Consider the following 25644-nt stretch of genomic DNA (forward strand, 5'->3'; position numbering starts at 1 on the left):
GACCCCATGAGCATTGCCATCCGAAAACTCGATTCCGCCGACGCCGGCTTCCGCGACAAGCTGTCGGCCGTGCTGGCCTTCGAAGCCGGCGAAGACGAGGCCATCGACCGCGCCGCCGCCGGCATCCTGGCCGACGTCAAGGCGCGCGGCGACGCCGCCGTGCTGGAGTACACGCAGCGTTTCGACCGCGTGCAGGCGGCTTCGCTGGCCGCGCTGGAAATCGGCAAGGAGGCCTTGCAGGCGGCGCTGGCCGGCTTGTCCGAGACGCGCCGTGCGGCGCTGCAAGCCGCCGCCGACCGCGTGCGCGCCTACCACGAGCGCCAGAAGAAAGAATGCGGCTCCGACGGTTTCCTGTACCGGGAGGCTGACGGCACTGAACTGGGCCAGAAGGTCACGCCGCTGGACCGCGTCGGCATCTACGTGCCGGGCGGCAAGGCCGCCTATCCCTCGTCGGTGCTGATGAACGCGATCCCGGCCAAGGTGGCCGGCGTGCAGGAAGTCATCATGGTGGTGCCCACGCCGGATGGCGTGAAGAATGAACTGGTGCTGGCCGCCGCCGCGATCGCCGGCGTGGACCGCGTGTTCACCATCGGCGGCGCGCAGGCGGTCGGCGCGCTGGCCTATGGCACGGCGACCATTCCGCAGGTGGACAAGATCGTCGGCCCCGGCAACGCCTACGTGGCCGCTGCCAAGCGCCGTGTGTTCGGGGTGGTCGGCATCGACATGATTGCCGGGCCTTCCGAGATTCTGGTGGTGTGCGACGGCAGCACCGACCCGGACTGGATCGCCATGGACCTGTTCTCGCAGGCCGAGCACGACGAGCTGGCGCAATCCATCCTGCTGTGTCCGGACGCCGATTACATCGCCAAGGTGGAAGCCTCGATCAACCAGCTGCTCGACGCCATGCCGCGCCGTGATGTGATCCGCACTTCGCTGACCGACCGCGGCGCGCTGGTGAAAGTGCGCGACATGGAAGAGGCCTGCGAGATCGCCAACATGATCGCCGCCGAGCACCTGGAAATCTCTACCGAAGATCCGCAGCGCTGGGCCGACCGGATCCGCCACGCCGGCGCCATGTTCCTCGGCCGTTTTTCGTCCGAAGCGCTGGGCGACTACTGTGCCGGTCCCAACCACGTGCTGCCGACTTCGCGCACTGCGCGCTTTTCGTCGCCGCTGGGCGTGTACGACTTCCAGAAGCGCTCGAGCCTGATCCGCGTATCCGAGGCCGGCGCCCAGACGCTGGGCAAGATCGCCGCGGAACTGGCCTATGGCGAGGGCCTGCAGGCGCACGCCCGTTCCGCCGAACTGCGCCTGAAGTGATGCGATGACGGCTGCCTCCGACCCGTTTGCAGGCGAAGGCTGGCTGGATCGCGTGCATTGCGAGGATGCGTTGCAGGGTTTGCGGCGCATTCCGGACGGCAGTATCGACCTCCTGATCGCCGACCCGCCGTACGGGCTGGGCAAGGACTACGGCAACGACTCCGACAAGCTCGATACCGTCGAATACCTGCGCTGGACCGAGCAATGGATCGATGCCGCGCTGCCCAAGCTCAAGGCCAACGGCAGCCTCTACATCTTCCTGACCTGGCGCTATTCGCCGGAGATTTTCGTCATGTTGAAGCAGCGCATGACCATGATCAACGAGATCGTCTGGGACCGCCGCGTGCCCTCCATGGGCGGCAGCACCCGGCGTTACTCCTCGGTGCACGACACCATCGGTTTCTTTGCGCGTGCCAAGGATTATTTCTTCGACCTCGACGCCATCCGCATCCCCTATGACGAGCAAACCAAGAAGGCGCGTTCGCGTTCCATCTTCGTCGGCGCCAAGTGGCTGGAGATGGGCTACAACCCCAAGGATGTCTGGAGCGTCTCGCGCCTGCACCGCGAACACAAGGAGCGCGCCGACCATCCCACGCAAAAGCCGCTGGAGATCGTCGAGCGCATGATCAAGGCGTCCTGTCCGCCGGACGGCGTGGTGCTCGACCCGTTCATGGGCAGCGGCACCACGGCGGTGGCGGCGCGCCGCTGCTGCCGGCGTTTCGCCGGCTTCGAACTCAATCCCGATTACTGCGAACTGATTCGCCAGCGCCTGGCGGCGCTGGAACCTGCGAGCCAACAAGATGAACAAGTCACCGGCTGACCCAAGCTCCTGCGACCCCTTGATTGCCAGCGTGATCCGTCCGCTGGTGCGCGGCTGGCAGGCGTATCACGTGCCTGACGCCGAGGGCATGCTCAAGCTGGATGCGATGGAGAATCCCTACCTCCTGCCGCCCGAACTGCGCCAGGCCCTGGCGCAGCGGCTGGCGCAGGCGGAACTGAACCGTTACCCGGTGCCGGGTTATGTGCGCTTGAAAGAGGCGATACGCAGCAAACTGGGGGTGCCGGACGGCTATGACGTGCTGCTGGGCAACGGTTCGGACGAGCTGATTTCCATCCTGTCGATGGCCTGCGCCGTGCCCGGCCGCAAGGTGCTGGCGCCGGAGCCCAGCTTCGTGATGTATCAGGTGTCGGCGCTGGCCGCCGGGCTGGACTATGTCGGCGTGCCGCTGCGCGAGGATTTCACGCTGGATCTGCCGGCGATGCTGGCGGCGATGGAGCTGCATCGCCCGGCCATCACCTATCTTTCCTATCCCAATAACCCGACCGGCACGCTGTTCGACGCGGACGACATCCTGCGCATCGTGCAAGCCGCCGCGCCGTATGGCCTGGTGGTGGTGGACGAGGCTTACCAGCCGTTCGCCCAGGCCAGCCTGATGCAGGCATTGCCGCAGTTCAACAATCTGGTGGTGATGCGCACGGTGTCCAAGCTGGGGCTGGCCGGCATCCGCCTGGGCTATATGTCGGTCGCGCCGGCGCTGTTGCGCGAATTCGACAAGATCCGCCCGCCGTATAACATCAATGTATTGACCGAGACGGTCGCGCTGTTCATGCTGGAGCACCTCGACGTGCTGGAAGCGCAGGCTGCGGCGCTGCGCAGCGCCCGCGCCGACCTGATGGCGCAACTGGCGGCGCTGGACGGGGTGGACGTGTTCCCGTCGGCCGCCAACTTCGTGCTGATCCGGGTCCCGGATGCCGAGAAAGTTTTCGGCGCTTTGCTCGCCGGTAAGGTGCTGGTCAAAAATGCCGGTAAAATGCATGCATTGCTGCATAACTGTTTGCGTATTACCGTTAGCACACAAGAAGAAAATACCGCTTTCCTGACGGCGCTGAAATCGGCGCTGCAAGCGCAATGAGGCACTTGCAGCCGGCGCTTCCGGAACCATCTTTGCAGAACCCTTTCGTTTGAATCCCGCTTTACCCTGACCATGTCTACACCCAGAACCGCGGAAGTCGTCCGCAACACCAACGAGACGCAGATCCGCGTCGCGATCAACCTGGACGGAACCGGCAAGCAAAAGCTCGATACCGGCGTGCCCTTCCTTGACCACATGCTGGACCAGATCGCGCGCCACGGCCTGATCGACCTTGATATCGAAGCCAAGGGCGATCTGCATATCGACGCGCACCACACGGTGGAAGACGTGGGCATCACCCTGGGCCAGGCCTTCGCCAAGGCCATCGGCGACAAGAAGGGCATCCGCCGTTACGGCCATGCCTACGTGCCGCTGGACGAAGCGCTGTCGCGCGTGGTGATCGACTTCTCCGGCCGTCCCGGCCTGGAATACCACATCCCGTTCACGCGTTCGATGATCGGCGCCTTCGACGTCGACCTGACCAGCGAGTTCTTCCACGGTTTCGTCAATCATGCGCAGGTGACCCTGCACATCGACAACCTGCGCGGCATCAATGCGCATCACCAGTGCGAGACCGTGTTCAAGGCATTCGGCCGCGCGCTGCGCATGGCGATCGAGCTCGATGAGCGCGCCGCAGGCACGATTCCATCCACCAAGGGCAGCTTGTAATCACCAGTATCCGGCGCGCTGTGCGCCGGACTTTCCGATATGAACAAAATTGTTGTAGTGGATTACGGCATGGGCAACCTGCGCTCGGTAGCGCAAGCCCTGCGCCATGTCGCGCCGGAAGCCGATGTACGCATTTCCGGCGAAGTCGCCGACATCCGCAATGCCGACCGTGTGGTGCTGCCCGGCCAGGGCGCCATGCCCGACTGCATGCGCTGCCTGCGCGAGTCCGGCCTGCAGGAGGCGGTGGTCGAGGCCGCGCGCAGCAAGCCGCTGTTCGGCGTGTGCGTGGGCGAGCAGATGCTGTTCGACTGGAGCGAGGAGGGTGATACCCCCGGCCTGGGCCTGTTGCCGGGCAAGGTGCTGCGTTTCGAGCTGGACGGCATGCTGCAGGACGACGGCTCGCGCTACAAGGTGCCGCAAATGGGCTGGAACCATGTCCGCCAGACGGCGCCGCATCCATTGTGGGAAGGGATTGCGGACCATGCCTTCTTCTATTTCGTGCACAGTTTCTATGCCGTCCCCGCGGACCAGGCGCATGTGGTCGGCCAGACTCCTTACGGCCGCGACTTCGCTTGCGCGGTGGCCCGCGATAATATCTTTGCAACCCAGTTCCACCCGGAAAAAAGTGCCGCTGCGGGTTTGCAGCTGTATCGGAATTTCGTACACTGGAAGCCCTGATTTTTGTATTTAAGGCAAGTCCGGCAAATCCTGCCGGGCCTGCCTTGCCCACAAACTCCTTTTACAGATAGTCATACCGTAGCCATGCTGCTGATACCCGCCATCGACCTGAAAGACGGTCATTGCGTCCGCCTGAAACAAGGCGATATGGAACAAGTCACCGTTTTCTCCGAAGACCCGGCAGAAATGGCCCTGCACTGGCTCAAGCAAGGCGCCCGCCGCCTGCACCTGGTCGACCTGAACGGCGCATTCGCGGGCAAGCCCAAGAACGAAGCGGCGGTCAAGTCCATCCTCAAGGCGGTCGCCGCCTACGCCGAGGAAAACGGCGTCGAAGAGATCCCCGTGCAACTGGGCGGCGGCATCCGCGACCTCGATACCATTGAGCGTTACCTGGATGACGGCCTGTCCTACATCATCATCGGTACCGCGGCGGTGAAGAACCCCGGTTTCCTGCATGACGCCTGCAGCGCCTTCCCCGGCCAGATCATCGTCGGCCTGGACGCCAAGGACGGCAAGGTCGCCACCGACGGCTGGAGCAAGCTGTCGGGCCACGAGGTGATCGACCTGGCCAAGAAGTTCGAGGGCTATGGCTGCGAAGCCATCGTCTATACCGACATCGGCCGCGACGGCATGATGGGCGGCGTCAACATCGAAGCCACCGTGCGCCTGGCGCAGGCGGTGTCGATCCCGATCATCGCCTCGGGCGGCGTGCACAACATCAAGGATGTGGAAGCGCTGTGCGGCGTGGAAGATGAGGGCATCGAGGCGGTCATCTGCGGCCGCTCGATCTATGAAGGCACGCTGGACCTGCGCAGCGCGCAGGACCGCGCCGACGAACTGACGCAAGCCGAAGGCGCGGATACCGAAGCCGGCGGCGACTGATGCAGCACATAAGGTAGCAAACAAGATGGCCCTCGCAAAACGCATCATCCCCTGCCTCGACGTGACCGCCGGCCGCGTCGTGAAGGGGGTCAATTTTCTCGAACTGCGCGATGCCGGCGATCCGGTGGAGATCGCGCGGCGTTATGACGAGCAGGGCGCCGACGAGCTGACCTTCCTCGACATCACCGCTTCCTCCGATGGCCGCGACCTGATCCTCGACATCATCGAAGCGGTCGCCTCGCAGGTCTTCATTCCGCTGACGGTGGGCGGCGGCGTGCGCGCGGTCGACGATGTGCGCCGCCTGCTTAACGCCGGCGCCGACAAGGTCGGCATCAACACTTCCGCCGTGACCAACCCGCAACTGGTGGCCGATGCCGCCAGCAAGTACGGTTCGCAATGCATCGTGGTGGCGATCGACGCCAAGCGCGCCGGCGACGGCAAGTGGGAGGTCTACACCCACGGCGGCCGCAAGGCCACCGGCCTGGACGCGGTCGAATGGGCGCGCAACATGGCGCGCCTGGGCGCCGGCGAGATCCTCTTGACCAGCATGGACCGCGACGGCACCAAGAGCGGTTTCGACCTCGATCTCACGCGCGCGGTATCGGAAGCGGTGAGCATTCCGGTGATCGCCTCGGGCGGCGTCGGCGGCCTGCAGGACCTGGCCGACGGCATTACCCGCGGCCGTGCCGATGCGGTGCTGGCCGCCAGCATCTTCCACTATGGCCAGCACACCGTGCAGGAAGCCAAGCGCTTCATGGCCGACCAAAACATTCCAATGAGGCTGGCATGAGCATCAGCGCCAAGTGGCTGAACAAGGTCAAATGGGATGAGGTCGGCCTGGTGCCGGTGATCACCCAGGAAGTCGGCAGCAACGATGTGCTGATGTTCGCCTGGATGAACCGCGAGGCGCTGGCCAGGACGGTTGAGATCGGCCAGGCCGTCTACTGGAGCCGCTCGCGCAAGAAGCTGTGGCACAAGGGCGAGGAGTCCGGCCACTTCCAGAAGGTGCACGAGATCCGCCTCGACTGCGACGAAGACGTGGTGCTGCTCAAGGTCGAACAGGTGGCCGGCATTGCCTGCCACACCGGCCGTCACTCCTGCTTCTTCCAGAAATTCGACGGCAGCGCCGACAATGGCGAATGGCTGACCGTGGAGCCGGTATTGAAGGATTTGCCGCCGGGCGCCGGCGGCGCGCCGGCGGCCAAGGCCGAGAAGGCCGCGGACAAGCCCAAGCGCACGCGCAAGACCGCCGACGCGGCCAAGGATACCGAACCGGGCAAGACCGAATCATGAGCGAAACATTGAAGCGCCTGGCCGAAGTCATCGAGTCGCGCAAGCCGGCCAACGGCGGCAACCCTGAAAAATCGTATGTCGCCAAGCTGTTTGCCAAGGGCGACGACGCCATCCTCAAGAAGATCGGCGAGGAAGCTACCGAAACCGTGATGGCGGCCAAGGATGCCCGCGTCTCGGGCGACAAGTCCAAGGTGCTCTACGAGTGTGCCGACCTCTGGTTCCATTCCATGGTGATGCTGGCCCAGTTCGACCTGAAGCCCCAGGACGTGCTCGACGAGCTGGCGCGCCGCGAAGGCCTTTCCGGCCTGGAAGAAAAAGCCGCGCGCAAGGATTGAGCGCGATCCCCCATCTGAGCAGGAGAACGGTGTTGGATAATTGTATTTTTTGCAAGATCGCCGCCGGTGAAATCCCGTCGAAGAAGCTGTACGAAGACGAGGATGTGGTCGCTTTCCACGACATCAACCCGGCCGCGCCGGTGCATTTCCTGATCGTGCCGCGCCAGCACGTCGCCACGCTGTCGGACTGCGGCCCCGGGCAGGCCGCCTTGCTGGGCAAAATGGCGCTGCTCGCGCCCAAGCTGGCGGCCGAGCAGGGCTGCGGCTTCCAGGTCGATGCCGACGGCAACCGCAGCGGCGGTTTCAAGACGCTGTTCAATACCGGACCGGATGGCGGGCAGGAGGTGTACCATCTGCATATGCACGTCATTGGCGGCCCGCATCCGTGGCGGGTACGCTTCGTGCAACAATAATGAGCCGGCGCGCATGCAGCGCCGGCAGGGACAAGGAACGTTTTGTAGACAGGGCAGGGATGTCCGCTTAGGAGAAGAGAATGGGTTCGTTCAGTATTTGGCATTGGCTGATTGTTCTGGTGATCGTCATGCTGGTTTTCGGTACCAAGAAGCTCAGCAACATGGGCTCCGACCTGGGCAAGGCCGTCAAGGGTTTCAAGGACGGCGTCAAGGGCGCTGAAGACGAGCAGGCCAAGGATCCGGCCATCGATGTCCAGGCCAAGGAAAAAGACAAGTCCGGCAGCTGATCAAGCGGCGCCTGTTGCGCGCCCGCTGCAGCGGCGCTATGCCGCATGCACGAGGGAAGCGTTGCAGGCCGCCTCCAGATTTCCGCGTCCGCCGCTGGTTCGGCGGGCACGTCCACCGCGCCTCGTTGCGCCTTGCCTGTTGTACTTTGCCATTAATGTCCAAGATCCATGATTGATATCGGCCTTTCCAAGCTGGCCCTGATCGGCGTGGTCGCGCTGGTCGTGATCGGCCCCGAGCGGCTGCCCAAGGTGGCGCGCATGGCCGGCACCCTGTTCGGCCGCGCACAGCGTTACATCAACGACGTCAAGAGCGAGGTCAGCCGCGAGATCGAGCTGGACGAGCTGCGCAAGATGCAAAAGGATGTGGAGCAGGCGGCCAGCGACGTGTCGGGCAGTATCCACAAGAGCGTATCCGACACCCAGGCCTCGCTCAACGACGCCTGGAACGGCGGCGACGACGCTTCGGTCGGCGACAGCGCCGCCTCGGGCGCCGGCAGCTGGAACCGCACGCCCAGCGCCGATATGCTCTCGATCAAGGCCAAGGCGTTCCGCCGCAAGAAACTGGCGCGCACCACCGCCGTCCCGGCCTGGTACAAGCACCAGAGCGGGCGCAAGACACGCGTGATCTCGGCCTCGGCGCGAGTGGCAAAATATCGTCCGATCGGCGCCGGCAAGTCGGCCGGTTTCTTTTAATCCCGACGGCGCCCCGCGTCCTCACCTTACCTTTGCGCAGCAAACTCCATGGCTGAAGAAAACAATACGGCCGGCACCGAAGACAGCTTCATCTCGCACCTGATCGAACTGCGTAGCCGCGTCGTCAAGGCCGCGGCGGTGGTGCTGGTGGTCTTCCTGTGCATGATGCCTTTCGCGGCCCACATCTTCGACGTGCTGGCGGCGCCGATGATCCATGCGCTGCCGGTGGGCAGCAAGATGATCGCCACCGGCGTCATTACCCCCTTCCTGATCCCGATCAAGGTCACCATGCTGGTGGCGGTGCTGGTTTCGCTGCCCTGGGTGCTGTACCAGCTATGGGCCTTCGTCGCCCCGGGCCTGTACGCGCATGAAAAGAAGCTGATCGCGCCGTTGGTGATTTCATCCTCGCTGCTGTTCGTCATCGGCGTGGCGTTCTGCTATTTCTTCGTATTCGGCGTGGTGTTCCCGTTCATCAACAACTTCGCGCCCAAGTCGGTCTCGGTGGCGCCGGACATCGACAGCTACGTCGACTTCGTGCTGACCATGTTTGTCGCCTTCGGGGTCACTTTCGAAGTGCCGGTGATCGTGATCGTGCTGGTGCGCATGGGCCTGGTGCCGTTGCAGAAACTCAAGCAGATCCGCCCGTACGTGATCGTCGGCGCTTTTGTGGTCGCTGCCGTGGTGACGCCGCCCGACGTCATGAGCCAGCTGATGCTGGCTGTGCCCTTGGTGCTGCTGTATGAGATAGGCCTGATTGTGGCGCCCATCTTCGAACGCGCCACGCGCGCGCCGGATGGCGAAGAGGCCAAATCTTCCGCTGCCGAGTAGGTCGGCCGCCTGTCCACTCCTCGAGCATCCCGGCCTGCGACGGCCCGCATTTGAGAGGACGCAGATCATGTTGAACAATAAACGTGTTGTCGTGACCGGAGGCGGTCGCGACTTTGGCCAGGCGGTGTCGGTCTGGCTGGCCCGCGAAGGGGCTCATGTCGATCTATGTGCGCGCCAGTTGTCCAGCGCCCAGGCTACCTGCGAAATCATCCAGGGCGAAGGCGGCTCGGCCCGTGCCTACCAGTGTGATATCGCCGATGCAGCATCGGTGCGCGCTTTCGCCAAACACCTGCAGGAAGATGAGCGTCCGGTGGACGTCCTGGTGCTGAGCGCGGCGCAGTGGCTCGAAGGATCGCTTGGAGAGGCCGACAGCGATGAAGACATCGCCGGCACCATCAACTCCGGGCTGATCGGTTCGATCATCCTGACCCGGGCGCTTTTGCCCAGTTTGCGTCGCTCAGATGCGGCCGACATCATGGCCATGATTTCAGTATGTGGCGTGCCACAGTTCACCAATTCCATCGCCCACCCGGCCTTCTTTGCCGCCAAGCATGGGATGAGCGGTTTCTGCCAGAACATGGCACATCAGCTGGCCCAGGAAAAAATTCGCGTCACTGGCTTTTATCCGCCCGATTTCGAAGTGACCGGCCTGGATGAAACGGTCAACCCTGCGGGCCAACTGCTCAATGGGCGTTCCATTTGGGAGACGATGCGCTTCGTGCTGACCCAGCCGCGCAGTTGCCATATCGATGCTGTGCATTTCCGGGGGCCTACCCGCGCGTGAGCTTTTTCACGTTCGGGCTTTCCCGGGCGTTTATTCTTCCGCCGCCTGCAGCGCAATATTGCGCAGCCAGTTCACCAGCGGATAAGCATCCTTGAATCCGGCCAGCACGTCCTTCTTCAGGTCGGCCGGCACTTTCTTCTTGATGCTGGTTTCGGTCCACACGATGAAGCTTTTCAGCTTCACGTATTCGATATTCGGGCTGTCCGGATCGAAGCCCTTGGGCGGGCGCACCAGCTTGCCTTCGTCCTGCAGGTCGCCGTAGGTTGCCACCAGTTTCTTGTTCTTGCGCATCTTGTTGAAGCCCGGCGCATCGCTGATGACCTGGTTGCGGATAGCGCGCAGGCGATCCGATGGCGGCATGTATTCGCCGCCGGCGATGAGCAGCTTGCCGTTCGCGTCGATGTGGAAGTAATAGGCCGGGCCGCCGCCCTGGCTGGGCTTTTTCAGGCCGCTGGCGGTGATGGCGGCGGAGAAATGGGTCTTGTACGGGCTCTTGTCGTGCGAGAAGCGCATGTCGCGGTTGATGCGGAACAATGCCTTCTTGGGATTGCATCCCGCGATGGCGGGATCGAACTTGGCGATGTCGGCGATCAACTGCGTGGTCAGCGCCAGGAACTCTTCGCGCAGGATGTCGTAGCGCGGCTTGTTCATCACGAACCAGGCGCGGTTGTTGTTCTCGGACAGTTCGGCCAGGAACTGGGTCAGGTCGCGCACGTGCATCTTGTTCGATCTCCTTGTGATGGCGATGGCCGCGCCCCGCTGTCGGGGCGCGTGGTATCGGGCATTCTAGCCCTTCTGGCTCTTCTTATTCTTCGTCGCTGTCATCGGTCTTGGGCGGCGGCGGACGCTTGCCCACGGTGATGCTGAGCTTGGTTTCCTGCGCCCGGCGCAGCACCGTCATGGCAATGTTCTGGCCGGGCGTGAGCTGGGCGATCACGTTGAGCATCTCGGTGGTGTCGGAGACCGGTTTGCCTTCGATGCTGACCAGGATGTCGCCCGGTTTCATGCCGGCGCGGTCGGCCGGGCCGCCTTTCAACACGCCGGCGATGATGGCGCCGGTCTTCTTGCCCAGGCCGAAGCTTTCGGCCAGTTCCGGCGTGATGTCTTGCGGCTCGACGCCGATCCAGCCGCGCACCACCTGGCCGTGGCTGATGATGGCTTCCATCACGGTCTTGGCGGTCGACATCGGGATGGCGAAGCCGATGCCCAGGTTGCCGCCGGTGCGCGAATAGATCGCGGTGTTGACGCCGAGCAGGTTGCCGTTGGTGTCGACCAGCGCGCCGCCGGAGTTGCCGGGGTTGATGGCGGCGTCGGTCTGGATGAAGTTCTCGAAGGTGTTGATGCCGAGATGGTTGCGGCCCAGCGCCGAGATGATGCCCATGGTGACGGTCTGGCCCACGCCGAAGGGGTTGCCGATGGCCAGCACCACATCGCCCACCGAACTGCTCTCGGGATGTCCCAGCGTGATGGCCGGCAGGTTGGGCAGCTCGATCTTGATCACCGCCAGGTCGGTTTCAGGGTCGATGCCGACTACCTTGGCGGTCGCCTTGCGGCCATCGGCCAGCGCCACTTCGATCTGGTCGGCCGCTTCCACCACATGGTTGTTGGTCAGGATATAGCCTTGCGGGCTGACGATCACGCCCGAGCCCAGGCTGGATTGCTTGTCGTCCTGCTGCTGGTCGTCGAACTGGTCGCCGAAGAACTTGCGGAAGAAGGGATCGTTCTGGAACGGGCTTTTTTGCGGACGCGCTTCCGTGGTGGTGAAGATGTTCACCACGGATGGCATGGCCTGCCGCGCGGCGTGCTGATAGGAACTGAGCGCGGGCGCGTCGGGGGTGGCTTCCTGCATTTGCACTGTGGACTGGGCGGGGCGTGCGCGGGAGCTGAAGGTGCCGGATGTCCAGTCGGGCTTCAAGGTCGTTACAATGAACCACACTGCCAAACCGATTGTCACGGTTTGGGCAAACAACAACCATAAACGTCGCATATAGAAACCAGATGAGGATGAAAATGAGCCGGCAAGTTACCAGGGACGCGTTCGGGAAATATCTCGGCCAGACGCTCAATGCCGTGCAATACCGCGATTATTGCCCAAACGGCCTGCAGGTGGAAGGGCGGGCGGCGATTGCCAGGGTCGTCAGCGGCGTGACCGCGAGCCTGGCGCTGATCGAAGCCGCCCTCGATCTGAAGGCCGACGCCATCCTGGTCCACCACGGTTATTTCTGGCGCGGCGAGGATATGCGGGTGATCGGCGCCAAGCAGCGCCGGCTAAAGCTGCTGCTGTCCAACGATGTCAACCTGTTCGCCTACCATCTTCCGCTGGATGCGCATCCGCAATTGGGCAACAACGCGCAGCTTGCGCGCCAGCTCGATCTGGCCGCCAGCGGCCGTTTCGGCGACGACGACCTGGGCTGGCTCGGGCGCAGCAACTCGCCTTCAGTGAAGACGGCCGCCGATCTCGCCGCGCTGATCGAAAAGCGCCTGGGACGCATGCCGCTGCTGATCGGCGATCCGCAGCAAGCGCTGGGCGAGATTGCCTGGTGCACCGGCGCGGCGCAGGGCATGTTGGCCGATGCGATCGCGGCCGGCGCTTCGGCGTATATCAGCGGCGAGATTTCCGAACCCACGGTGCATCTGGCGCGCGAGACCGGCACCATCTATATCGCGGCCGGCCATCACGCCACCGAGCGCTATGGCGTGCAGGCGCTGGGCGCGCACGCGGCGGAGCATTTCGGCATCGAACACCGGTTTATCGACATCGATAATCCGGTTTGAACGCGGCTTGAGCGCGGTTTGACCGGGAGCACAGCCCCGGCGCCGCGTATGCCATCAAAAACCCCGCATGGGGCTTTTTGATGGCGCAGTTGCCGGTTTACTTCTTCAGCGCATCGCGGATTTCGCGCAGCAGCAGGACGTCTTCCGACGGTTCCGCAGGCGCTGCTGCTTCCTCTTGCTTGGCGGTCAGGTCGCGTGCCTTGTTGATGATGCGAATCATCTGAAAGATGATGAACGCCAGGATCACGAAGTTGATCAGGATGGTCACGAAATTGCCGTAGGCGAATACCGCGCCGGCCTTCTTGGCCTCGACCAGCGACAAGCCGTAGGGCTGGCCGTTGAGCGGGATGTAGTAGCTGGCGAAATCGAGGCCGCCGAAGATTTTGCCGACGACCGGCATGATGATGTCCTGCACCATGGATTCGACGATTTTGCCGAAGGCGCCGCCGATGATGACGCCGACTGCGAGGTCGACTACGTTGCCCTTGACCGCAAATGCGCGGAAGTCTTTGAGCATGCTCATGGTTGATTTCTCCTGTGGAAGATTGCTATTTGTCTATGAAGGGATGGCGCTAGGGCGTTATATCCCGTCGCGCCTGAAAAGTAAATTGGCGGCGATCTTGTGCTGCATCGCAAAATAAGAGGCAAAAAGATCAGATTGACAACAGGTTGCGCCGCGCCGAATGGTTTTTTGCGCCAGTCGGCGCCATAACTGCCCGTTAGCTTCAAAACCCTATTCAGCTTATATATAATCAAAAGTTGCATGAGGGTCACTTAGAAGGTCCACGCTAACTTACATATGGAGATAGGGGTCTTTATGACGGATGAGAATCAGGTCGACGCAAGTCGACGAGGTTTGCTTGTTGCCACTTGCGCGGCCGGCGGTGTAGCAGGGTTGGCCACTGCCGGAGCTTTCGTCTCTACCTTGCAGCCGTCGGAACGGGCCAAGGCCGCGGGCGCACCGGTTGAAGTCGATATCTCGGCCTTGGCTCCCGGTGAAATGCGTACCGTGGAATGGCGCGGCAAGCCGGTCTGGATTCTCAAGCGTACCCCCGAGATGGTGGCGTCGCTCAAGCAGGTGGATGGCGAAGTGGCCGATCCGCAGTCCAAGCGCACTGATTTCTCCGAGACGCCCGACTATGCGCTCAACGAATGGCGCTCAATCCGCAAGGATCTGCTGGTGGTGGTCGGCATTTGCCCGCACCTCGGTTGCTCCCCCAGCGCACGTTTCCAGTCCGGCCCGCAAGCTTCGCTGCCGGATGACTGGCATGGCGGTTTCCTGTGCCCCTGCCACGGTTCCACGTTCGATCTCGCCGGGCGCGTCTACAAGAACAAGCCGTCCCCAGACAACCTCCAGGTGCCGCGTTACATGTTCGAAGGCGACAGCAGGCTGGTCATCGGCAAAGACGAAAAAGGGGAGGCATGACCATGGGTGCATTCCACGAAAAGAAACTGCCAGACGATGCGCCGGTCTCCGCCAAGGCGCTTAACTGGATCGACGCCCGTTTTCCGCTGACCTCGACCTGGAAAGCCCACCTTTCCGAGTATTACGCGCCCAAGAACTTCAATTTCTGGTACGCCTTCGGCTCGCTGGCGCTGTTGGTGCTGGTGATCCAGATCGTCACCGGCATCTTCCTGGTGATGCACTACAAGCCCGATGCCAACCTGGCCTTCGCCTCGGTGGAGTACATCATGCGCGATGTGCCCTGGGGCTGGCTGGTGCGCTACATGCACTCGACCGGCGCTTCGGCCTTCTTCATCGTGGTCTACCTGCACATGGTGCGCGGCCTGCTCTACGGCTCCTACCGCAAGCCGCGCGAGCTGGTGTGGCTGTTCGGCGTGGCGATCTTCCTGTGCCTGATGGGCGAGGCCTTCATGGGCTACCTGCTGCCCTGGGGGCAGATGTCGTACTGGGGCGCGCAGGTGATCGTCAACCTGTTCGGCGCGATCCCCTTCATCGGCCCTGACCTGTCGCTGTGGATCCGCGGCGACTACGTGGTCTCCGACGCTACCCTGAACCGCTTCTTCTCGTTCCACGTGATCGCCATTCCGCTGGTGCTGATCGGCCTGGTGGTGGCGCACATCATCGCGCTGCACGAAGTCGGCTCGAACAACCCCGACGGCATCGAGATCAAGGACAATCTTGATGCCAACGGCGTGCCGCTGGATGGCGTGCCGTTCCACCCGTACTACTCGGTGCACGACATCTTCGCCGTGTCGATCTTCCTGATCGTGTTCTCGGCGGTGGTGTTCTTCGCGCCGGAGATGGGCGGTTACTTCCTGGAGTACAACAACTTCATCCCGGCCGATTCGCTCAAGACGCCGCCGCACATCGCGCCGGTGTGGTACTTCACGCCGTTCTATTCGATCCTGCGCGCCACGACGGCCGACTTCATGGGCTGGCTGATCGCCGGGGTGGCGGCCTATGTCGCACTGCTGGTGTTCAAGTCGCGCCTGGGCAGCATGCTCAAGATCGCCGCCATCGTGATCGGCCTGGCAGTGATCGCCGGCATGCTGGTGTTCGACGCCAAGTTCTGGGGCGTGGTGCTGATGGGGCTGTCGGTGGTGATCCTGGGCGGCTTGCCGTGGCTGGACCAGTCGCAGGTCAAGTCCATCCGTTACCGTCCGGACTGGCATAAATATATTTATCTTGTCTTTGGCGTTGCCTTTATTGCGCTGGGTTATCTGGGCGTGCAGCCGCCGACTGCCATCGGTACTGTCATCTCCCAGGTCTGCTCGATCATCTACCTCGGCTTCTTCCTGCTGATGCCGTGGTGGAGTGCCGCCGGCACGTTCAAGCCGGTGCCCGACCGTGTCGTCTACCATCCGCACTAAGCCAGCCGCCAAAAGGACAAGAAGATGAAATTGCTGAAGAGACTGATCGCCACGCTGGCGCTGTTGCCGGCGTTCGCTTGCGCCAACGAGGGCAGTTTTGCGCTGGATCATGCGCCGGATCGCACCAAGGATGTTTCTGCATTGCAAAACGGCGCCAAGCTGTTTGTGAACTATTGCCTGAATTGCCATGCGGCATCATCGATGCGCTACAACCGCCTGCGCGACATCGGCCTGTCGGAAGACCAGATCAAGAATAACCTCTTGTTTACAGGGGAAAAAGTCGGAGATCTGATGAAAATTTCGATGCAGCCGCAGGACGCCAAAGCCTGGTTCGGGGCCACCCCGCCGGACCTTTCGGTGATCGCGCGGGCCAAGGCATCCGAACTTGGATCGGGTCCGGACTGGATTTATACCTACCTGCGCAGTTATTATAAGGACGACAGCCGCCCCACCGGCTGGAACAACATGCTTTTCCCCAATGTCGGCATGCCGCACGTGTTGTGGGAATTGCAAGGAATCCGGGGCGCCAAGTACGTCGAGGAGAAAGATCCCCACGACGAAGGCAAGACTATCCACAAATTCGCGGGATTCGAGCAGATCAAACCGGGCAAGATGAGCGCAATCGAATATGATAACGCCGTCGCCGATCTGGTCGGCTATCTGCAGTGGATGGCCGAACCTGCGCAGAATACGCGCAAACGGCTTGGCGTCTGGGTACTGTTGTTCCTGGGCGTCTTCCTGGTTCTGACGTGGCGTCTGAACGCTTCCTACTGGAAGAACGTCAAGTAAAATCTCGACTCCGCGAAGTTTGCGGAATTGCGTATCGGGGTGAGCGTTATGCGTCTCGCCCCCCTTTTGTTTTTAGGGCTCTACAAAAATGATGGTTCTTTATTCGGGCACGACCTGCCCATTTTCGCAACGTTGCCGCCTTGTCCTGTTCGAAAAGGGCATGGATTTTGAAATCCGCGATGTTGACCTGTTCAACAAGCCGGAAGACATTTCCGTCATGAACCCCTACGGCCAGGTGCCGATCCTGGTCGAGCGCGACCTGGTGCTGTACGAGTCGAACATCATCAACGAATACATCGATGAGCGTTTCCCGCACCCGCAACTGATGCCGGCCGATCCACTCATGCGCGCCCGTGCCCGCCTGATGCTGTTCAACTTCGAGAAGGAACTGTTCATCCACGTGCACACGCTGGAGAATGAAAAGTCCAGGGCTGCCGAGAAGAACCAGGAGAAGGCCCGCAACGAAATCCGCGACCGCCTGACCCAACTGGCGCCCCTGTTCCTGAAGAACAAGTACATGCTGGGCGACGAGTTCTCCATGCTGGACGTGGCCCTGGCGCCGCTGCTGTGGCGCCTGGATCACTACGGCATCGAGCTGTCCAAGACCGCAGCCCCGCTGATGAAGTACGCCGAGCGCATTTTCTCGCGCCCGGCCTACATCGAAGCGCTGACCCCGTCGGAAAAGGTCATGCGCCGTTAAGTCGCACATGCCGTACATGCCGCCCGTTCCCGCGCCTCCGGCCGGGACGGCGGCAGCAGTCCAGACCGTTTTGCAGTTCCACCCCGGCCATGCCGGCAGATGCGCAGGCCCATGTCCGTGCATCGCACTACACACCCAGTCATGCCTGAAGTTTCAACCAAGCCTTATCTGCTGCGCGCCATTTACGAATGGTGCACCGACAACGGCTTCACCCCCCATATCGCAGTAGTGGTCGACAGCCGTACGCGCGTACCGATGCAATTCGTCAAGAACGGCGAAATCGTCCTCAACATCAGCTTCGAGGCCACCAGCAGCCTGAAGATGGAAAATGACAGCATCAGCTTCAGCGCGCGTTTTGGCGGCGTTTCCAGGGACATCATGATCCCGGTCGAGAACGTCATCGCCATCTACGCCCGCGAGAACGGGCAGGGCATGGCCTTCGAGGCGCCCAACCTGGGCGCTGCGCCCGACGAGGCTGAAGAAGAAGGTGAGAAGGATGGGGGCGCCCCCATGCTGTCTTCCGTCCCGGTTTCGGAGCCCGAGAAAAAGCCTGCCGCAACCGAAGCGCCGGGCGATGACGACCCGGAGCCACCGAAAAAAGGCGGGCGCCCTGTACTTACCCGCATCAAGTAGGCTATAATCGCCGGCTAAAGTTTTTGCTGGCTTAGCTCATCTGGTAGAGCACCTGACTTGTAATCAGGGGGTGGCGGGTTCAAGTCCTGCAGCCAGCACCAATGTCGAAGCGGCCCACAGTGATGTGGGCCGCTTTTTTTTGCTTCGCAATTTTTGCACTTACGTGATGTCGCAATAAATCAATCGCATTTCTTTGCGCCAGAATTCATTAGGTGAATTTTGAGAAATAGCGCTCACGCCTGGAGCGGGTCGCGCCTAGGCGGTGCAGTATCTTGCTCACCATGGGGTTATTTGGCGGCTTCAAGTCCGGCATGCTCAATCCGGCCAAGGTGGTCCAAGAAATTCGCGCGCGATCAGCTATGCACGGCTTGTGCCACCAGGCGCACGCCGAGCGCAGCGCAGACACGGTTGACCGTGTCGAAGCGCGGGGAGCTGCCAGGGCGCAACGCCTTGTAAAGCGCTTCGCGCGTAATGCCTGCCGACTTGGCAATTTCCCCCATGCCACGAGCACGCGCGATGTCGCCAAGTGCCGACGCCAGCAAAGCCGCGTCGTTCGCTTCCAGAATGTCGGTGAGATAGGCCGCAATGGTTTCCTCGTTATCGAGATAAGGGGCGGCGTCGAATTCTGGCAGCTCGTCAACTTTAATTCGTTTGGTCATAGTCATTTCCTTTCGTTAATCCAACATCGCTGCGAGCGCCTTGGCGCGCTTGATATCGTTCTTTTGTGAACGTTTTGAGCCGCCAACGAGCAGCACGACCATGTGCGCGCCGCGCTGCGTGAAATACACACGCCATCCAGCCCCAACATGAATGCGGAGTTCCGAGACGCCTTCGCCAACTGGCTCAACATCACCCATGAGTCCGAGTTCCAATCTTTTGATTCTTGCCACGACAAGGCCACGAACCGAGGAATCTTTCAGGCCGTCGAGCCATGCCGTGAATTCTGGGAGTGGTTTTATTGAGAACATGTTTGCATTGTAATCGATCGATTACAAATTATCAAAACGATGCCCTGAATGCTTCCTTGATTGCTGCGACCAAGGAGCGGGTGCAAGGACTCACGTAGAGCGTCCAGGCAAGGCGACAAGGATGTCGGCGAGAGTAAGGGGGGGGCGAGGGCCACGGCCTCACTTTGGCCATCTTGAGTCGCCTATGGCGATGTCTAAAAATATTGTCAAAATGGAATATTTAAGGCGATTTTACGCTGGCGCGTGCAGTTGCCCCATCCCGCGCCTGCCGGCTTTTCCGGGCTGTTTTGACTTAAAAATGCGTCACCGGCAAAAGTAAGCCCCCATGACATAGGAGCCGGTCCGAAGGGCGAATTTGACGCATTTTGATGTAGCTAGGAGTAATGCGGTTCAGTTAAGGCTAATTCTGAACCACTGATCACAGAGCCCGTTCGGGCTGAGTAGGCCCGCCAGGGCCGTATCGAAGCCAGCGCGCCAGCGTTAGCGGTCTTGCCTGCCCTTCGATACGCTGCTGCGCAGCTACTCAGGGTGAACGGAGTCTGGACTCCACAATGAGCCTTTTCTTGTGCTTGCAGCGTCCTGCGGGAAGACTGCCGAATCCGCTCATCTCCATTCACTTCGGATGATCGTCGGCGGCGAAGCGAAAACCCATGGTGCGCGCATGATAATAAAGGCCGCCATCCTGCACGATCAGGAACAAGGCGCGCGACTTGCCCGCATTGTGATGTGAATGCAACGCGGCCGGCGGCGTGATCATGGTGGCCCAGGGCGACCAGTCGCACCGCTCGCCGGCTACCATGGAATGGCAGCCTTCACCCTGGACGATCAGCGTGATCGCGGCCGAATTATGGCTGTGCGCGCGTTGCGCTTCAGCCGGCGGCAAGGTGTTGAACGACAGGGTCAGGGTCGGCAGGATATTGTGGCTGGCTTCCATCTTTTCTGTGGAGAAGATCAGCGCCAGCCCCGAAGTTTTTGCATCTTGCGTGGCGGCGAACACGTGCTCCAGTTGCAGCGCGATTTCCGCCGCCGGGTAGTGCACCGGCGCAGTAAATCCCGTTCCCGGCTGCAAGCCGTCATGCGCCAGTTGCGGGTCATTGGCGACCATCCACAGCGTGGCGCCGTCGCCGCCGCCCTGCAACACGATATCCGCGCCGCCCGGCAGCAGGAAGACATCGCCCTGGGCCCAATGGAAGTTTTCTGTCTCCTGCGCGCCCTGGCACAGCGTGGCGCCGCTGCCTGCAATCACATACCAGATCGATCCGGTGGCGGCGATGTTTGCCGACAAGCTGCCGCCGGGTGCAATACGCGCATAGCGTGCCAGCATCAGCGGCGTCGTCGCCGGAAAACCGCATCCCAGCTCGGCCGAACGGTCGCACAGAATATAGGCGCTGTTGCCGCCGCAGCCGGTCTGTTGCGCCAACGCAGCGGCGGGTTCGGCGCGGAAGACATGCGCCGGCACCGGCGGCAGTTTTACATTGAAGGCATTGCCGGAGTTGAAATAGCGCGCCCGCGACTGCGCCGCATCGGCCGGCGCCGACGGCAATTGCACCGGCATGTCGGCCATGTTGACGGGTTTTTCCTGCTTGCCGGCGAGATCTGCTTGCATGTCAGCTCCCGGCCAGTTGCATCAGCGTATCGAGCAGTACATTGGCGCCGGCGCCGACCTGTTCCGGCTCGCTCCATTCGTGCTCGGCATGGCTGACGCCGCCGCGGCACGGGATGAAGATCATGGCGCTCGGACATAAGGGGGCCATGTAGCGCGCATCGTGGCCGGCAGCCGACAGCAGGCGCATTGAGGGCAAGCCGCGGGCTGCGGCGGACTGTTCGACCAGGTCCTGCAGCGCGGCGTCGAACTCGTTGGAGGGGGCATTCACCAGCAGCCTGACCTCGGCTTCGCAGGGCCGTACTTCCGTGTTGCAGATCGCCTCGACCTGGTTGCCCAGGGCATTCAGGATCGCATTGTCGGGATGGCGCAGGTCGATGCTGAAACTAAGCGAGCCGGCGATTACCGATGGCGCGTTCGGCAACACCTGCACGCGGCCGATGGTGAACTTGACGATGTCGTCGTAGCCGCCGATCTGGGTATCCAGCGCGCAGCAGATGCGGGCGAAGGCGGTCACGGCATCGCGCCGATCGCGCATGGCCAGCGTGCCGGCATGGCCGCGCGCGCCCTGTATCGTGACTTCAAAGGTTTTCTTGCCCTGGATCGCGGTGACCACGCCTATGGTTTTTTCTTGCGCTTCCAGCACCGGGCCTTGTTCGATATGCGCCTCGACGTAGCCGGCCAGCGGAAACCCGAGCGGTCGTTGCGGCAGATGCGCGAAGGTGTGCAGCAAATGATCCAGCGCATCGCCGGCCAGCACGCCGTCGACATCGCGCGCGGCGCGGATGTCGGTCATCGAGCGATGATGCGCAAAGCCTTCCGACCCCATCATGCCGGGGGCGAAGCGCGAGCCTTCTTCATTCATCCAGGCCACCATGATCAGATCGCGCTGTGGCCGCCAGCCGCTTTCGGACAGGCTGACCAAGACTTCCAACGCCGCCAGTACGCCGTACACGCCGTCGAAGCGGCCGCCGGTCGGCTGCGAATCGAGATGGCTGCCGCTCAACACCGGCAAGGCCGCCGCATCGCGCCCGGCCAGCCGCAAAAACAGATTGCCGGCCGCATCGGTGAAGGCATCCAGTCCGGCCTCCGTCGCCCACGCCAGCATCACATGCCAGGCCTCGATTTCTTCGGCGCTGAGCGCCTGCCGGTTGACGCCGCCATTTGGCGTGGCGCCGATCTGCGCCAGCGTCATCAGGCGTTGCCAGAGCCGGGTTTGATTGATATTGCTGGGAGCGGATGCAAACATGGACATGTCCTCAATCGGTACGCATGACTTGATCCGGATTGGCGCGCGGGTCGCGCTTGCGCCAGGCGCCGGCTTCCACCTGGGCGATGAACTCGGCCACTTCCTGATTGAACCTGGCCGGCTCTTCCAGGTTCAGCGTGTGGCCGGTCTTGGGGAACACCACCAGGCCGCAGGCCGGAATGGTTTTCTTGAGATAGATGCCGGGTTGCAGGCAGTGGTCGTCTTCATCGCCGACCATCACCAGCGCCGGCAACTGCATCGCCTTCAGGCCGTCTTCCAGATCGTAGAAGGAAGGACGCCGCGCCTGCACGCCGCGCATGGTCATCGACGCGCCCCTGGCCGAATGGGTGGCCAGGCGCGCGGCAAAGTCGGCCCAGCCGCGCGGATCCTTGTTCTGGAATTGCACGCGGCTGGCGCCCAGCGCATAAATCTTCGCGAAGGCTTCCGAACCCATGCTTTCAAACTTGTCGGCCACGGTGCGCGAGACGCCGCGGAAGTACTCTTCGAGATCCTTTTCACAGCCGTAACCGGCCCCGGCGATGGTCAGCGACAGCGCGCGCTCGGGCGCCATCAGGCCGAAATGCACGGTGGCGAAACCGCCCATGGACAAACCGACGATGTGCGCCTTGTCTATGCCCAGGCCATCCAGCACCGCAACCGCATCTTCCACCGCCTTGACCTGTGAATAATCGTCCAGGTTGTCTGGAACGTCGGACGGCGGATAGCCGCGCGCGGCGTACGTGATGCAGCGATGGCGGCGGCTGAAGTAGCTGAGCTGCGGCTCCCAGGCCAGGTGATTGCCGCCGAATTCGTGGATGAACAAGATCGGCGTGCCGCTGCCGCATTCTTCCACATGCAACTGAAAATTGTCTTTGGTGGTGATGAACATGGGCTGCTCCTGCTTCAGAATGTGGTGGATCAAAATTGCGGACGGGTTTCCTTGACGGCACGCGCTTCTTCCACCATCTCCGGCAGGATGGCGCAGAAGTCTGTCACCCATTGAGCCGGCACCGAGGTGCTGATCTTGATGAAGCGCTCGCCGAAGCGCTGGGTGTGGTACGCGCCCTGGCGTATCATGAAACCGCGTCGCAGATAGCAATCAACCAGCGCCTCCGGCTTGATGTCGGCGCCTATGGTTTCCAGCACCAGGAAATTGCCCTGCGACGGATACACCGGCAAAGCCAGGCCGGGGATCTTCGCTACCGCGGCCGCGATCGCCGCCTTGTTGCCGCGGTCGATGGCGCGCACTTCCTGCATCCATTCCTGCTTGATCGCCAGCCCGGCCTGCGCCGCGCGTTGCGCCACCACGCTGGCGCCCAGCACGCTGCTGGTGAAGCCGGCGATTTCTTCGAGCAGCTTGGGCGACGCCACCAGTGCGCCGATACGCAAACCGGCCAGCCCCAGCCATTTGGAAAAACTCAGCGACACCACGGCGTTGTCGGGCGCGGCATGGATCGCCGGGTAATGGCTGTCGGCGAAATCGCGATAGGTGCAGTCATGCACCAGCAGCGCGCCGCACTCGTTGGCGATGGCCGCGAACTCTTCGATCTCGGCCCGGCTGTAGCAGATGCCCAGCGGATTGTTGGGGTCGACCAGATAGATGACGGCGGTGCGCTCATCGACGACCGCGCGCAAGGCGTCGGCGCTCAGCCGGTAATTGCAGGCCGCATCGTAGATCGGGATTTCGATCACTTCTGCGCCTTGCTGGCGCGCGAACAGGCAGGGCCATTTCCAGGTCGGATCGGTGGTGACGAAGGTGGTGCCGGGGCGGCAGCGCGCGCGGCATACCATCGCCAGCGCATTGACGCCGCCGTCGGTGATCAGCGCTTTGGCGTCCGGCGTGCCGAGGTCGGCCACGATGGCGTCGCGCAGCGCTTCGAAGCCCAGCGGCGGGGCGTAGGCGTTGAACTCGCCGGCCTCGATCGAGGCGATCATCGCCGCCTGCACCGACGGATGCGCCGGGATGTGATTGGTGTTCTGTCCCAGCCAGCGCAGGCCGGTGGTGGAAAACAGTTCATCGAAATACTTGTTGCGGATATCGGCGTTCGACGGTGTGGCGGTGTTGGACATGCGGTTCTCTTTTCGTATTGAAAGCGGCCAGGTCAGGCGCGATGAAGGTGCTGCCTCAGAACATGTTCTCAGATCACCGAGCCGCGCGACGCGATGCCGCCGTCGATGGTGACGATGGTGCCGGTGATATAGCCGGCTTTCGGCGAGGACATGAAGGACACCAGGTCGGCCACTTCTTCCGAGGTCGCCGGGCGCTTGCCGGGATATTTGTCGAACAGTTCTTCCCAGCGCGTCTCGTCGCCCAGCATGTCGATGGCCTTGCGCTTCATGATCTTGAGCATGCGGTCGGTGGCGACCGGGCCGGGATTGATGCCGACCACGCGGATGCCGTCGTTCAGGCTGGCGCCGCCCAGCGCCTTGGTGAAGGACATCAGCGCGGCGTTGCCGGTGCTGCCGGCGATGTAGCTGGCATCCCAGTTTTCGCCGGAGTTGCCGATGACGTTGATGATGACGCCGTCGCGGCCCTTCATCTTGCCGTAGAAGGCGCGCGCCAGCGTGATGTAGCCGAATACCTTGAGGTCGAAGCCCTTGCGCCAGGCTTCGTCGTTGACGATTTCCAGCGAGCCGGCCGGGATGTCGCCGGCGTTGTTGATCAGGATATCGACGTAGCCGACTTGCTCCACCAGCGCCTCCATGGCGGCGGTCGAGGACAGATCCAGCGCATGCACCGTCACCTTGATGCCCGGATAGCGTTGTTCGAGGTCGGCCTTGGCGCTGCTCATGGCGTCGCCGTTGCGCGCGGCCAGATGCAGCGTGCGGCAGCCTTCTTCGGCGTAGCTGTAGGCGCAGGCCAGGCCGATGCCTTTGGATGCGCCGGTGATCAAAACGGATTTGGTGTTCAGATTCAGCTGCAAGATGACTCTCCTGTGGGTGGGGTTAGGATATTGATATACAAAATCTAGCAATTTGCATACCAACTTCGCCGGCACACCACAAAAAGACGTCTTTACTGCCGATTTATTGCCCGAAAACTCAGTTGACGACGTTGAAATGGGCGATGAAGTCGCTCAGGTTGTCGCCCAGCAGGCTGATGTGGCCGCGCATCGCCGCGTGCGCGCGTTCGCCGTCATGGGCGAAGATCGCCTGCATCACTTCCTCGTGCTCGCGCAAGGTGTCGGCGATGCGGCCCGGCATATAGGTGACCTGGCGGCGGTAGGCGCCGACGCGGTTGCGCAGCGAGCGCGTCTGCTCGGCCAGGAACTCGTTGCGCGCCACGCTGTAGATGGCTTCGTGGAATTCCTTGTTGATATCGTAGAACTCGTTGGCGGTGCCTTCGGTGGCGGCCGCTGTCAGTCGTGCATGGATCTGTTCCAGCTGCGCGCGCTGCTCGGGCGAGATGCGGCGCGACGCCAGGCGCGCGCACAAGCCTTCCAGCTCGGCCATGACCTGGAACATCTCCAGCAGGGCCTGCACCTTGATGGTCCGGACCGTGACGCCCTGATGGCCGCGCAGGTCGACCAGGCCGCTGGCCGAAAGCAGGCGCAACGCCTCGCGCACCGGGGTGCGGGAAACGCCGAAGCGCTCGGCGATCTCCTTTTCGTCGAGCCGCATGCCGGGCCTTAGCGTGCCGTTGGCGATGTCGCGCTCGAAGCGTCGCTGCAGACTGTCGGCCAGTGTTTCATTGGGCTGGATCTCCAGCGTTTCACGCGCCACCGGAGTGCGTGAAGCCTCTTTTTGGGGGCGGGCGATCTCTTTTTGTGCACTTTCAGTCATTTTTATAATACCAATTGACGTTAATAATATACATAGTACTTCATTGTCCGCTTCTTCCGGCGACATGCCATGTTTGTGACGACTGCCTGTGACTCTCCATTCCGGGCGCCTTCCGGCACCGGCATATGCGCCGCCAACTCAGCAATTACCGCGCCAGCACAAGCATGCAGGCTACTCATGTTAACGCCGAATGTGCGGCGCCGACATGATTTGA

General features: G+C 62.2%; 31 protein-coding genes and 1 tRNA gene. 21 read left to right on the plus strand and 11 right to left on the minus strand.

The features are described from left to right. Window positions 1–6 precede the first annotated feature (6 nt). The 14 genes from hisD (at window position 7) to AC07N6_RS16330 (ending at window position 10095) form a co-directional block, all read left to right on the plus strand. On the plus strand, window positions 7–1320 hold the full coding sequence (hisD, locus tag AC07N6_RS16265; protein ID WP_494782779.1) for a histidinol dehydrogenase: 1314 nt from the start codon (window positions 7–9) through the stop codon (window positions 1318–1320). A 4-nt stretch (window positions 1321–1324) separates the two neighbouring features. Beyond that, complete coding sequence (locus tag AC07N6_RS16270; protein ID WP_494782778.1) at window positions 1325–2140, plus strand: DNA-methyltransferase; 816 nt, start codon at window positions 1325–1327, stop codon at window positions 2138–2140. Then, window positions 2121–3233, plus strand: a complete 1113-nt coding sequence (gene hisC, locus AC07N6_RS16275) for a histidinol-phosphate transaminase (protein ID WP_494782777.1) — start codon at window positions 2121–2123, stop codon at window positions 3231–3233. Before AC07N6_RS16270 ends, hisC begins: the two co-directional genes overlap by 20 nt. A gap of 72 nt (window positions 3234–3305) precedes the next feature. Next, window positions 3306–3902 (plus strand): imidazoleglycerol-phosphate dehydratase HisB, encoded by a 597-nt coding sequence (gene hisB / locus AC07N6_RS16280; RefSeq protein WP_050466674.1) that lies wholly within the window; start codon window positions 3306–3308, stop codon window positions 3900–3902. Between the two features lie 39 nt (window positions 3903–3941). After that, window positions 3942–4580: an imidazole glycerol phosphate synthase subunit HisH gene (hisH, locus tag AC07N6_RS16285; protein ID WP_494782776.1), complete on the plus strand. Its 639-nt coding sequence runs from the start codon at window positions 3942–3944 to the stop codon at window positions 4578–4580. An 84-nt stretch (window positions 4581–4664) separates the two neighbouring features. Further along, window positions 4665–5462, plus strand: a complete 798-nt coding sequence (gene hisA, locus AC07N6_RS16290) for a 1-(5-phosphoribosyl)-5-[(5-phosphoribosylamino)methylideneamino]imidazole-4-carboxamide isomerase (protein WP_494782775.1) — start codon at window positions 4665–4667, stop codon at window positions 5460–5462. 25 nt (window positions 5463–5487) lie between these two features. Further along, complete coding sequence (hisF, locus tag AC07N6_RS16295) at window positions 5488–6252, plus strand: imidazole glycerol phosphate synthase subunit HisF (protein WP_494782774.1); 765 nt, start codon at window positions 5488–5490, stop codon at window positions 6250–6252. After that, window positions 6249–6755, plus strand: coding sequence for a phosphoribosyl-AMP cyclohydrolase (hisI, locus tag AC07N6_RS16300; RefSeq protein ID WP_494782773.1), 507 nt, complete (start codon window positions 6249–6251; stop codon window positions 6753–6755). Before hisF ends, hisI begins: the two co-directional genes overlap by 4 nt. Beyond that, complete coding sequence (locus tag AC07N6_RS16305; RefSeq protein WP_494782772.1) at window positions 6752–7090, plus strand: phosphoribosyl-ATP diphosphatase; 339 nt, start codon at window positions 6752–6754, stop codon at window positions 7088–7090. The genes hisI and AC07N6_RS16305 overlap by 4 nt, the downstream gene beginning before the upstream one ends. Window positions 7091–7122: 32 nt before the next feature. Next, complete coding sequence (locus tag AC07N6_RS16310) at window positions 7123–7503, plus strand: histidine triad nucleotide-binding protein (protein WP_494782771.1); 381 nt, start codon at window positions 7123–7125, stop codon at window positions 7501–7503. A gap of 80 nt (window positions 7504–7583) precedes the next feature. After that, window positions 7584–7790 carry a Sec-independent protein translocase subunit TatA gene (tatA, locus tag AC07N6_RS16315; RefSeq protein ID WP_050466667.1) on the plus strand — a complete coding sequence of 69 codons (207 nt, stop codon included), beginning with the start codon at window positions 7584–7586 and terminating at the stop codon, window positions 7788–7790. Window positions 7791–7958: 168 nt separating this feature from the next. Further along, a complete protein-coding gene (gene tatB / locus AC07N6_RS16320) occupies window positions 7959–8483 on the plus strand; it encodes a Sec-independent protein translocase protein TatB (RefSeq protein WP_494782770.1) in 525 nt (174 codons plus the stop codon). Window positions 8484–8531: 48 nt separating this feature from the next. Beyond that, window positions 8532–9311, plus strand: coding sequence for a twin-arginine translocase subunit TatC (gene tatC / locus AC07N6_RS16325; RefSeq protein WP_494782769.1), 780 nt, complete (start codon window positions 8532–8534; stop codon window positions 9309–9311). 67 nt (window positions 9312–9378) lie between these two features. Continuing rightward, window positions 9379–10095, plus strand: coding sequence for an SDR family oxidoreductase (locus AC07N6_RS16330; RefSeq protein ID WP_494782768.1), 717 nt, complete (start codon window positions 9379–9381; stop codon window positions 10093–10095). A 30-nt stretch (window positions 10096–10125) separates the two neighbouring features. On the opposite strand, the gene AC07N6_RS16335 is transcribed toward AC07N6_RS16330, so the two are convergent. Then, window positions 10126–10815: a DUF2461 domain-containing protein gene (locus AC07N6_RS16335; RefSeq protein ID WP_494782767.1), complete on the minus strand. Its 690-nt coding sequence runs from the start codon at window positions 10813–10815 to the stop codon at window positions 10126–10128. 85 nt (window positions 10816–10900) lie between these two features. Next, window positions 10901–12082, minus strand: coding sequence for a S1C family serine protease (locus tag AC07N6_RS16340; protein WP_494782766.1), 1182 nt, complete (start codon window positions 12080–12082; stop codon window positions 10901–10903). Between the two features lie 23 nt (window positions 12083–12105). Here AC07N6_RS16340 and AC07N6_RS16345 point away from each other — a divergent pair, with 23 nt between their 5' ends. Further along, window positions 12106–12870 carry a Nif3-like dinuclear metal center hexameric protein gene (locus tag AC07N6_RS16345; protein WP_494782765.1) on the plus strand — a complete coding sequence of 255 codons (765 nt, stop codon included), beginning with the start codon at window positions 12106–12108 and terminating at the stop codon, window positions 12868–12870. A gap of 97 nt (window positions 12871–12967) precedes the next feature. Here AC07N6_RS16345 and mscL read toward each other — a convergent pair whose 3' ends face one another. After that, entirely contained in the window at window positions 12968–13393 is a 426-nt protein-coding gene (mscL, locus tag AC07N6_RS16350) for a large conductance mechanosensitive channel protein MscL (RefSeq protein ID WP_494782764.1), read from the minus strand. Between the two features lie 294 nt (window positions 13394–13687). On the opposite strand from mscL, the gene petA reads away from it, so the two are divergent. From petA to AC07N6_RS16380, 6 genes are all read left to right on the plus strand, one after another. After that, the gene (petA, locus tag AC07N6_RS16355; protein ID WP_494782763.1) at window positions 13688–14296 is read left to right on the plus strand and encodes a ubiquinol-cytochrome c reductase iron-sulfur subunit; all 609 of its coding nucleotides are present in this window, start codon (window positions 13688–13690) and stop codon (window positions 14294–14296) included. Between the two features lie 2 nt (window positions 14297–14298). Then, window positions 14299–15705, plus strand: coding sequence for a cytochrome b (locus AC07N6_RS16360; protein ID WP_494782762.1), 1407 nt, complete (start codon window positions 14299–14301; stop codon window positions 15703–15705). Between the two features lie 24 nt (window positions 15706–15729). Beyond that, a complete protein-coding gene (locus tag AC07N6_RS16365; RefSeq protein WP_494782761.1) occupies window positions 15730–16494 on the plus strand; it encodes a cytochrome c1 in 765 nt (254 codons plus the stop codon). Window positions 16495–16582: 88 nt separating this feature from the next. Beyond that, window positions 16583–17194: a glutathione S-transferase N-terminal domain-containing protein gene (locus AC07N6_RS16370; protein WP_494782760.1), complete on the plus strand. Its 612-nt coding sequence runs from the start codon at window positions 16583–16585 to the stop codon at window positions 17192–17194. A 141-nt stretch (window positions 17195–17335) separates the two neighbouring features. Further along, a complete protein-coding gene (locus AC07N6_RS16375) occupies window positions 17336–17827 on the plus strand; it encodes a ClpXP protease specificity-enhancing factor (protein WP_494782759.1) in 492 nt (163 codons plus the stop codon). A gap of 25 nt (window positions 17828–17852) precedes the next feature. After that, window positions 17853–17928, plus strand: a tRNA-Thr gene (locus tag AC07N6_RS16380). A gap of 252 nt (window positions 17929–18180) precedes the next feature. On the opposite strand, the gene AC07N6_RS16385 is transcribed toward AC07N6_RS16380, so the two are convergent. From AC07N6_RS16385 to AC07N6_RS16420, 8 genes are all read right to left on the minus strand, one after another. Further along, a complete protein-coding gene (locus AC07N6_RS16385) occupies window positions 18181–18486 on the minus strand; it encodes an addiction module antidote protein (protein ID WP_494782758.1) in 306 nt (101 codons plus the stop codon). 15 nt (window positions 18487–18501) lie between these two features. Then, the gene (locus tag AC07N6_RS16390) at window positions 18502–18795 is read right to left on the minus strand and encodes a type II toxin-antitoxin system RelE/ParE family toxin (RefSeq protein WP_494782757.1); all 294 of its coding nucleotides are present in this window, start codon (window positions 18793–18795) and stop codon (window positions 18502–18504) included. Window positions 18796–19408: 613 nt separating this feature from the next. Further along, window positions 19409–20401 carry a cupin domain-containing protein gene (locus AC07N6_RS16395; RefSeq protein WP_494782756.1) on the minus strand — a complete coding sequence of 331 codons (993 nt, stop codon included), beginning with the start codon at window positions 20399–20401 and terminating at the stop codon, window positions 19409–19411. Between the two features lies 1 nt (window position 20402). Then, window positions 20403–21647 carry a Zn-dependent hydrolase gene (locus AC07N6_RS16400; RefSeq protein ID WP_494782755.1) on the minus strand — a complete coding sequence of 415 codons (1245 nt, stop codon included), beginning with the start codon at window positions 21645–21647 and terminating at the stop codon, window positions 20403–20405. Window positions 21648–21657: 10 nt separating this feature from the next. Further along, complete coding sequence (locus AC07N6_RS16405) at window positions 21658–22536, minus strand: alpha/beta fold hydrolase (protein ID WP_494782754.1); 879 nt, start codon at window positions 22534–22536, stop codon at window positions 21658–21660. A gap of 29 nt (window positions 22537–22565) precedes the next feature. After that, window positions 22566–23717, minus strand: a complete 1152-nt coding sequence (locus tag AC07N6_RS16410) for a pyridoxal phosphate-dependent aminotransferase (RefSeq protein ID WP_494782753.1) — start codon at window positions 23715–23717, stop codon at window positions 22566–22568. A 68-nt stretch (window positions 23718–23785) separates the two neighbouring features. Then, on the minus strand, window positions 23786–24571 hold the full coding sequence (locus AC07N6_RS16415; RefSeq protein WP_494782752.1) for an SDR family oxidoreductase: 786 nt from the start codon (window positions 24569–24571) through the stop codon (window positions 23786–23788). A gap of 118 nt (window positions 24572–24689) precedes the next feature. Then, the gene (locus AC07N6_RS16420; protein ID WP_494782751.1) at window positions 24690–25430 is read right to left on the minus strand and encodes a GntR family transcriptional regulator; all 741 of its coding nucleotides are present in this window, start codon (window positions 25428–25430) and stop codon (window positions 24690–24692) included. Between the last annotated feature and the right edge of the window lie 214 nt (window positions 25431–25644).

It is taken from the genome of Herbaspirillum sp. GW821-FHT09A12, assembly GCF_059418325.1.

Bases quoted from the DNA above. Each gene is read 5' to 3' on its own strand.
- AC07N6_RS16420 (WP_494782751.1), bottom strand. From the start codon at position 25,430: ATGACTGAAAGTGCACAAAAAGAGATCGCCCGCCCCCAAAAAGAGGCT.
- hisI (WP_494782773.1), top strand. From the start codon at position 6,249: ATGAGCATCAGCGCCAAGTGGCTGAACAAGGTCAAATGGGATGAGGTC.
- AC07N6_RS16330 (WP_494782768.1), top strand. From the start codon at position 9,379: ATGTTGAACAATAAACGTGTTGTCGTGACCGGAGGCGGTCGCGACTTT.
- AC07N6_RS16305 (WP_494782772.1), top strand. From the start codon at position 6,752: ATGAGCGAAACATTGAAGCGCCTGGCCGAAGTCATCGAGTCGCGCAAG.
- hisD (WP_494782779.1), top strand. From the start codon at position 7: ATGAGCATTGCCATCCGAAAACTCGATTCCGCCGACGCCGGCTTCCGC.
- hisC (WP_494782777.1), top strand. From the start codon at position 2,121: ATGAACAAGTCACCGGCTGACCCAAGCTCCTGCGACCCCTTGATTGCC.
- hisB (WP_050466674.1), top strand. From the start codon at position 3,306: ATGTCTACACCCAGAACCGCGGAAGTCGTCCGCAACACCAACGAGACG.
- AC07N6_RS16395 (WP_494782756.1), bottom strand. From the start codon at position 20,401: ATGCAAGCAGATCTCGCCGGCAAGCAGGAAAAACCCGTCAACATGGCC.
- AC07N6_RS16345 (WP_494782765.1), top strand. From the start codon at position 12,106: ATGAGCCGGCAAGTTACCAGGGACGCGTTCGGGAAATATCTCGGCCAG.
- petA (WP_494782763.1), top strand. From the start codon at position 13,688: ATGACGGATGAGAATCAGGTCGACGCAAGTCGACGAGGTTTGCTTGTT.
- hisA (WP_494782775.1), top strand. From the start codon at position 4,665: ATGCTGCTGATACCCGCCATCGACCTGAAAGACGGTCATTGCGTCCGC.
- AC07N6_RS16405 (WP_494782754.1), bottom strand. From the start codon at position 22,536: ATGTTCATCACCACCAAAGACAATTTTCAGTTGCATGTGGAAGAATGC.
- AC07N6_RS16375 (WP_494782759.1), top strand. From the start codon at position 17,336: ATGCCTGAAGTTTCAACCAAGCCTTATCTGCTGCGCGCCATTTACGAA.
- AC07N6_RS16400 (WP_494782755.1), bottom strand. From the start codon at position 21,647: ATGTTTGCATCCGCTCCCAGCAATATCAATCAAACCCGGCTCTGGCAA.
- AC07N6_RS16385 (WP_494782758.1), bottom strand. From the start codon at position 18,486: ATGACCAAACGAATTAAAGTTGACGAGCTGCCAGAATTCGACGCCGCC.
- AC07N6_RS16410 (WP_494782753.1), bottom strand. From the start codon at position 23,717: ATGTCCAACACCGCCACACCGTCGAACGCCGATATCCGCAACAAGTAT.
- AC07N6_RS16365 (WP_494782761.1), top strand. From the start codon at position 15,730: ATGAAATTGCTGAAGAGACTGATCGCCACGCTGGCGCTGTTGCCGGCG.
- mscL (WP_494782764.1), bottom strand. From the start codon at position 13,393: ATGAGCATGCTCAAAGACTTCCGCGCATTTGCGGTCAAGGGCAACGTA.
- hisF (WP_494782774.1), top strand. From the start codon at position 5,488: ATGGCCCTCGCAAAACGCATCATCCCCTGCCTCGACGTGACCGCCGGC.
- tatB (WP_494782770.1), top strand. From the start codon at position 7,959: ATGATTGATATCGGCCTTTCCAAGCTGGCCCTGATCGGCGTGGTCGCG.
- AC07N6_RS16390 (WP_494782757.1), bottom strand. From the start codon at position 18,795: ATGTTCTCAATAAAACCACTCCCAGAATTCACGGCATGGCTCGACGGC.
- tatA (WP_050466667.1), top strand. From the start codon at position 7,584: ATGGGTTCGTTCAGTATTTGGCATTGGCTGATTGTTCTGGTGATCGTC.
- AC07N6_RS16335 (WP_494782767.1), bottom strand. From the start codon at position 10,815: ATGCACGTGCGCGACCTGACCCAGTTCCTGGCCGAACTGTCCGAGAAC.
- AC07N6_RS16360 (WP_494782762.1), top strand. From the start codon at position 14,299: ATGGGTGCATTCCACGAAAAGAAACTGCCAGACGATGCGCCGGTCTCC.
- hisH (WP_494782776.1), top strand. From the start codon at position 3,942: ATGAACAAAATTGTTGTAGTGGATTACGGCATGGGCAACCTGCGCTCG.
- tatC (WP_494782769.1), top strand. From the start codon at position 8,532: ATGGCTGAAGAAAACAATACGGCCGGCACCGAAGACAGCTTCATCTCG.
- AC07N6_RS16370 (WP_494782760.1), top strand. From the start codon at position 16,583: ATGATGGTTCTTTATTCGGGCACGACCTGCCCATTTTCGCAACGTTGC.
- AC07N6_RS16270 (WP_494782778.1), top strand. From the start codon at position 1,325: ATGACGGCTGCCTCCGACCCGTTTGCAGGCGAAGGCTGGCTGGATCGC.
- AC07N6_RS16340 (WP_494782766.1), bottom strand. From the start codon at position 12,082: ATGCGACGTTTATGGTTGTTGTTTGCCCAAACCGTGACAATCGGTTTG.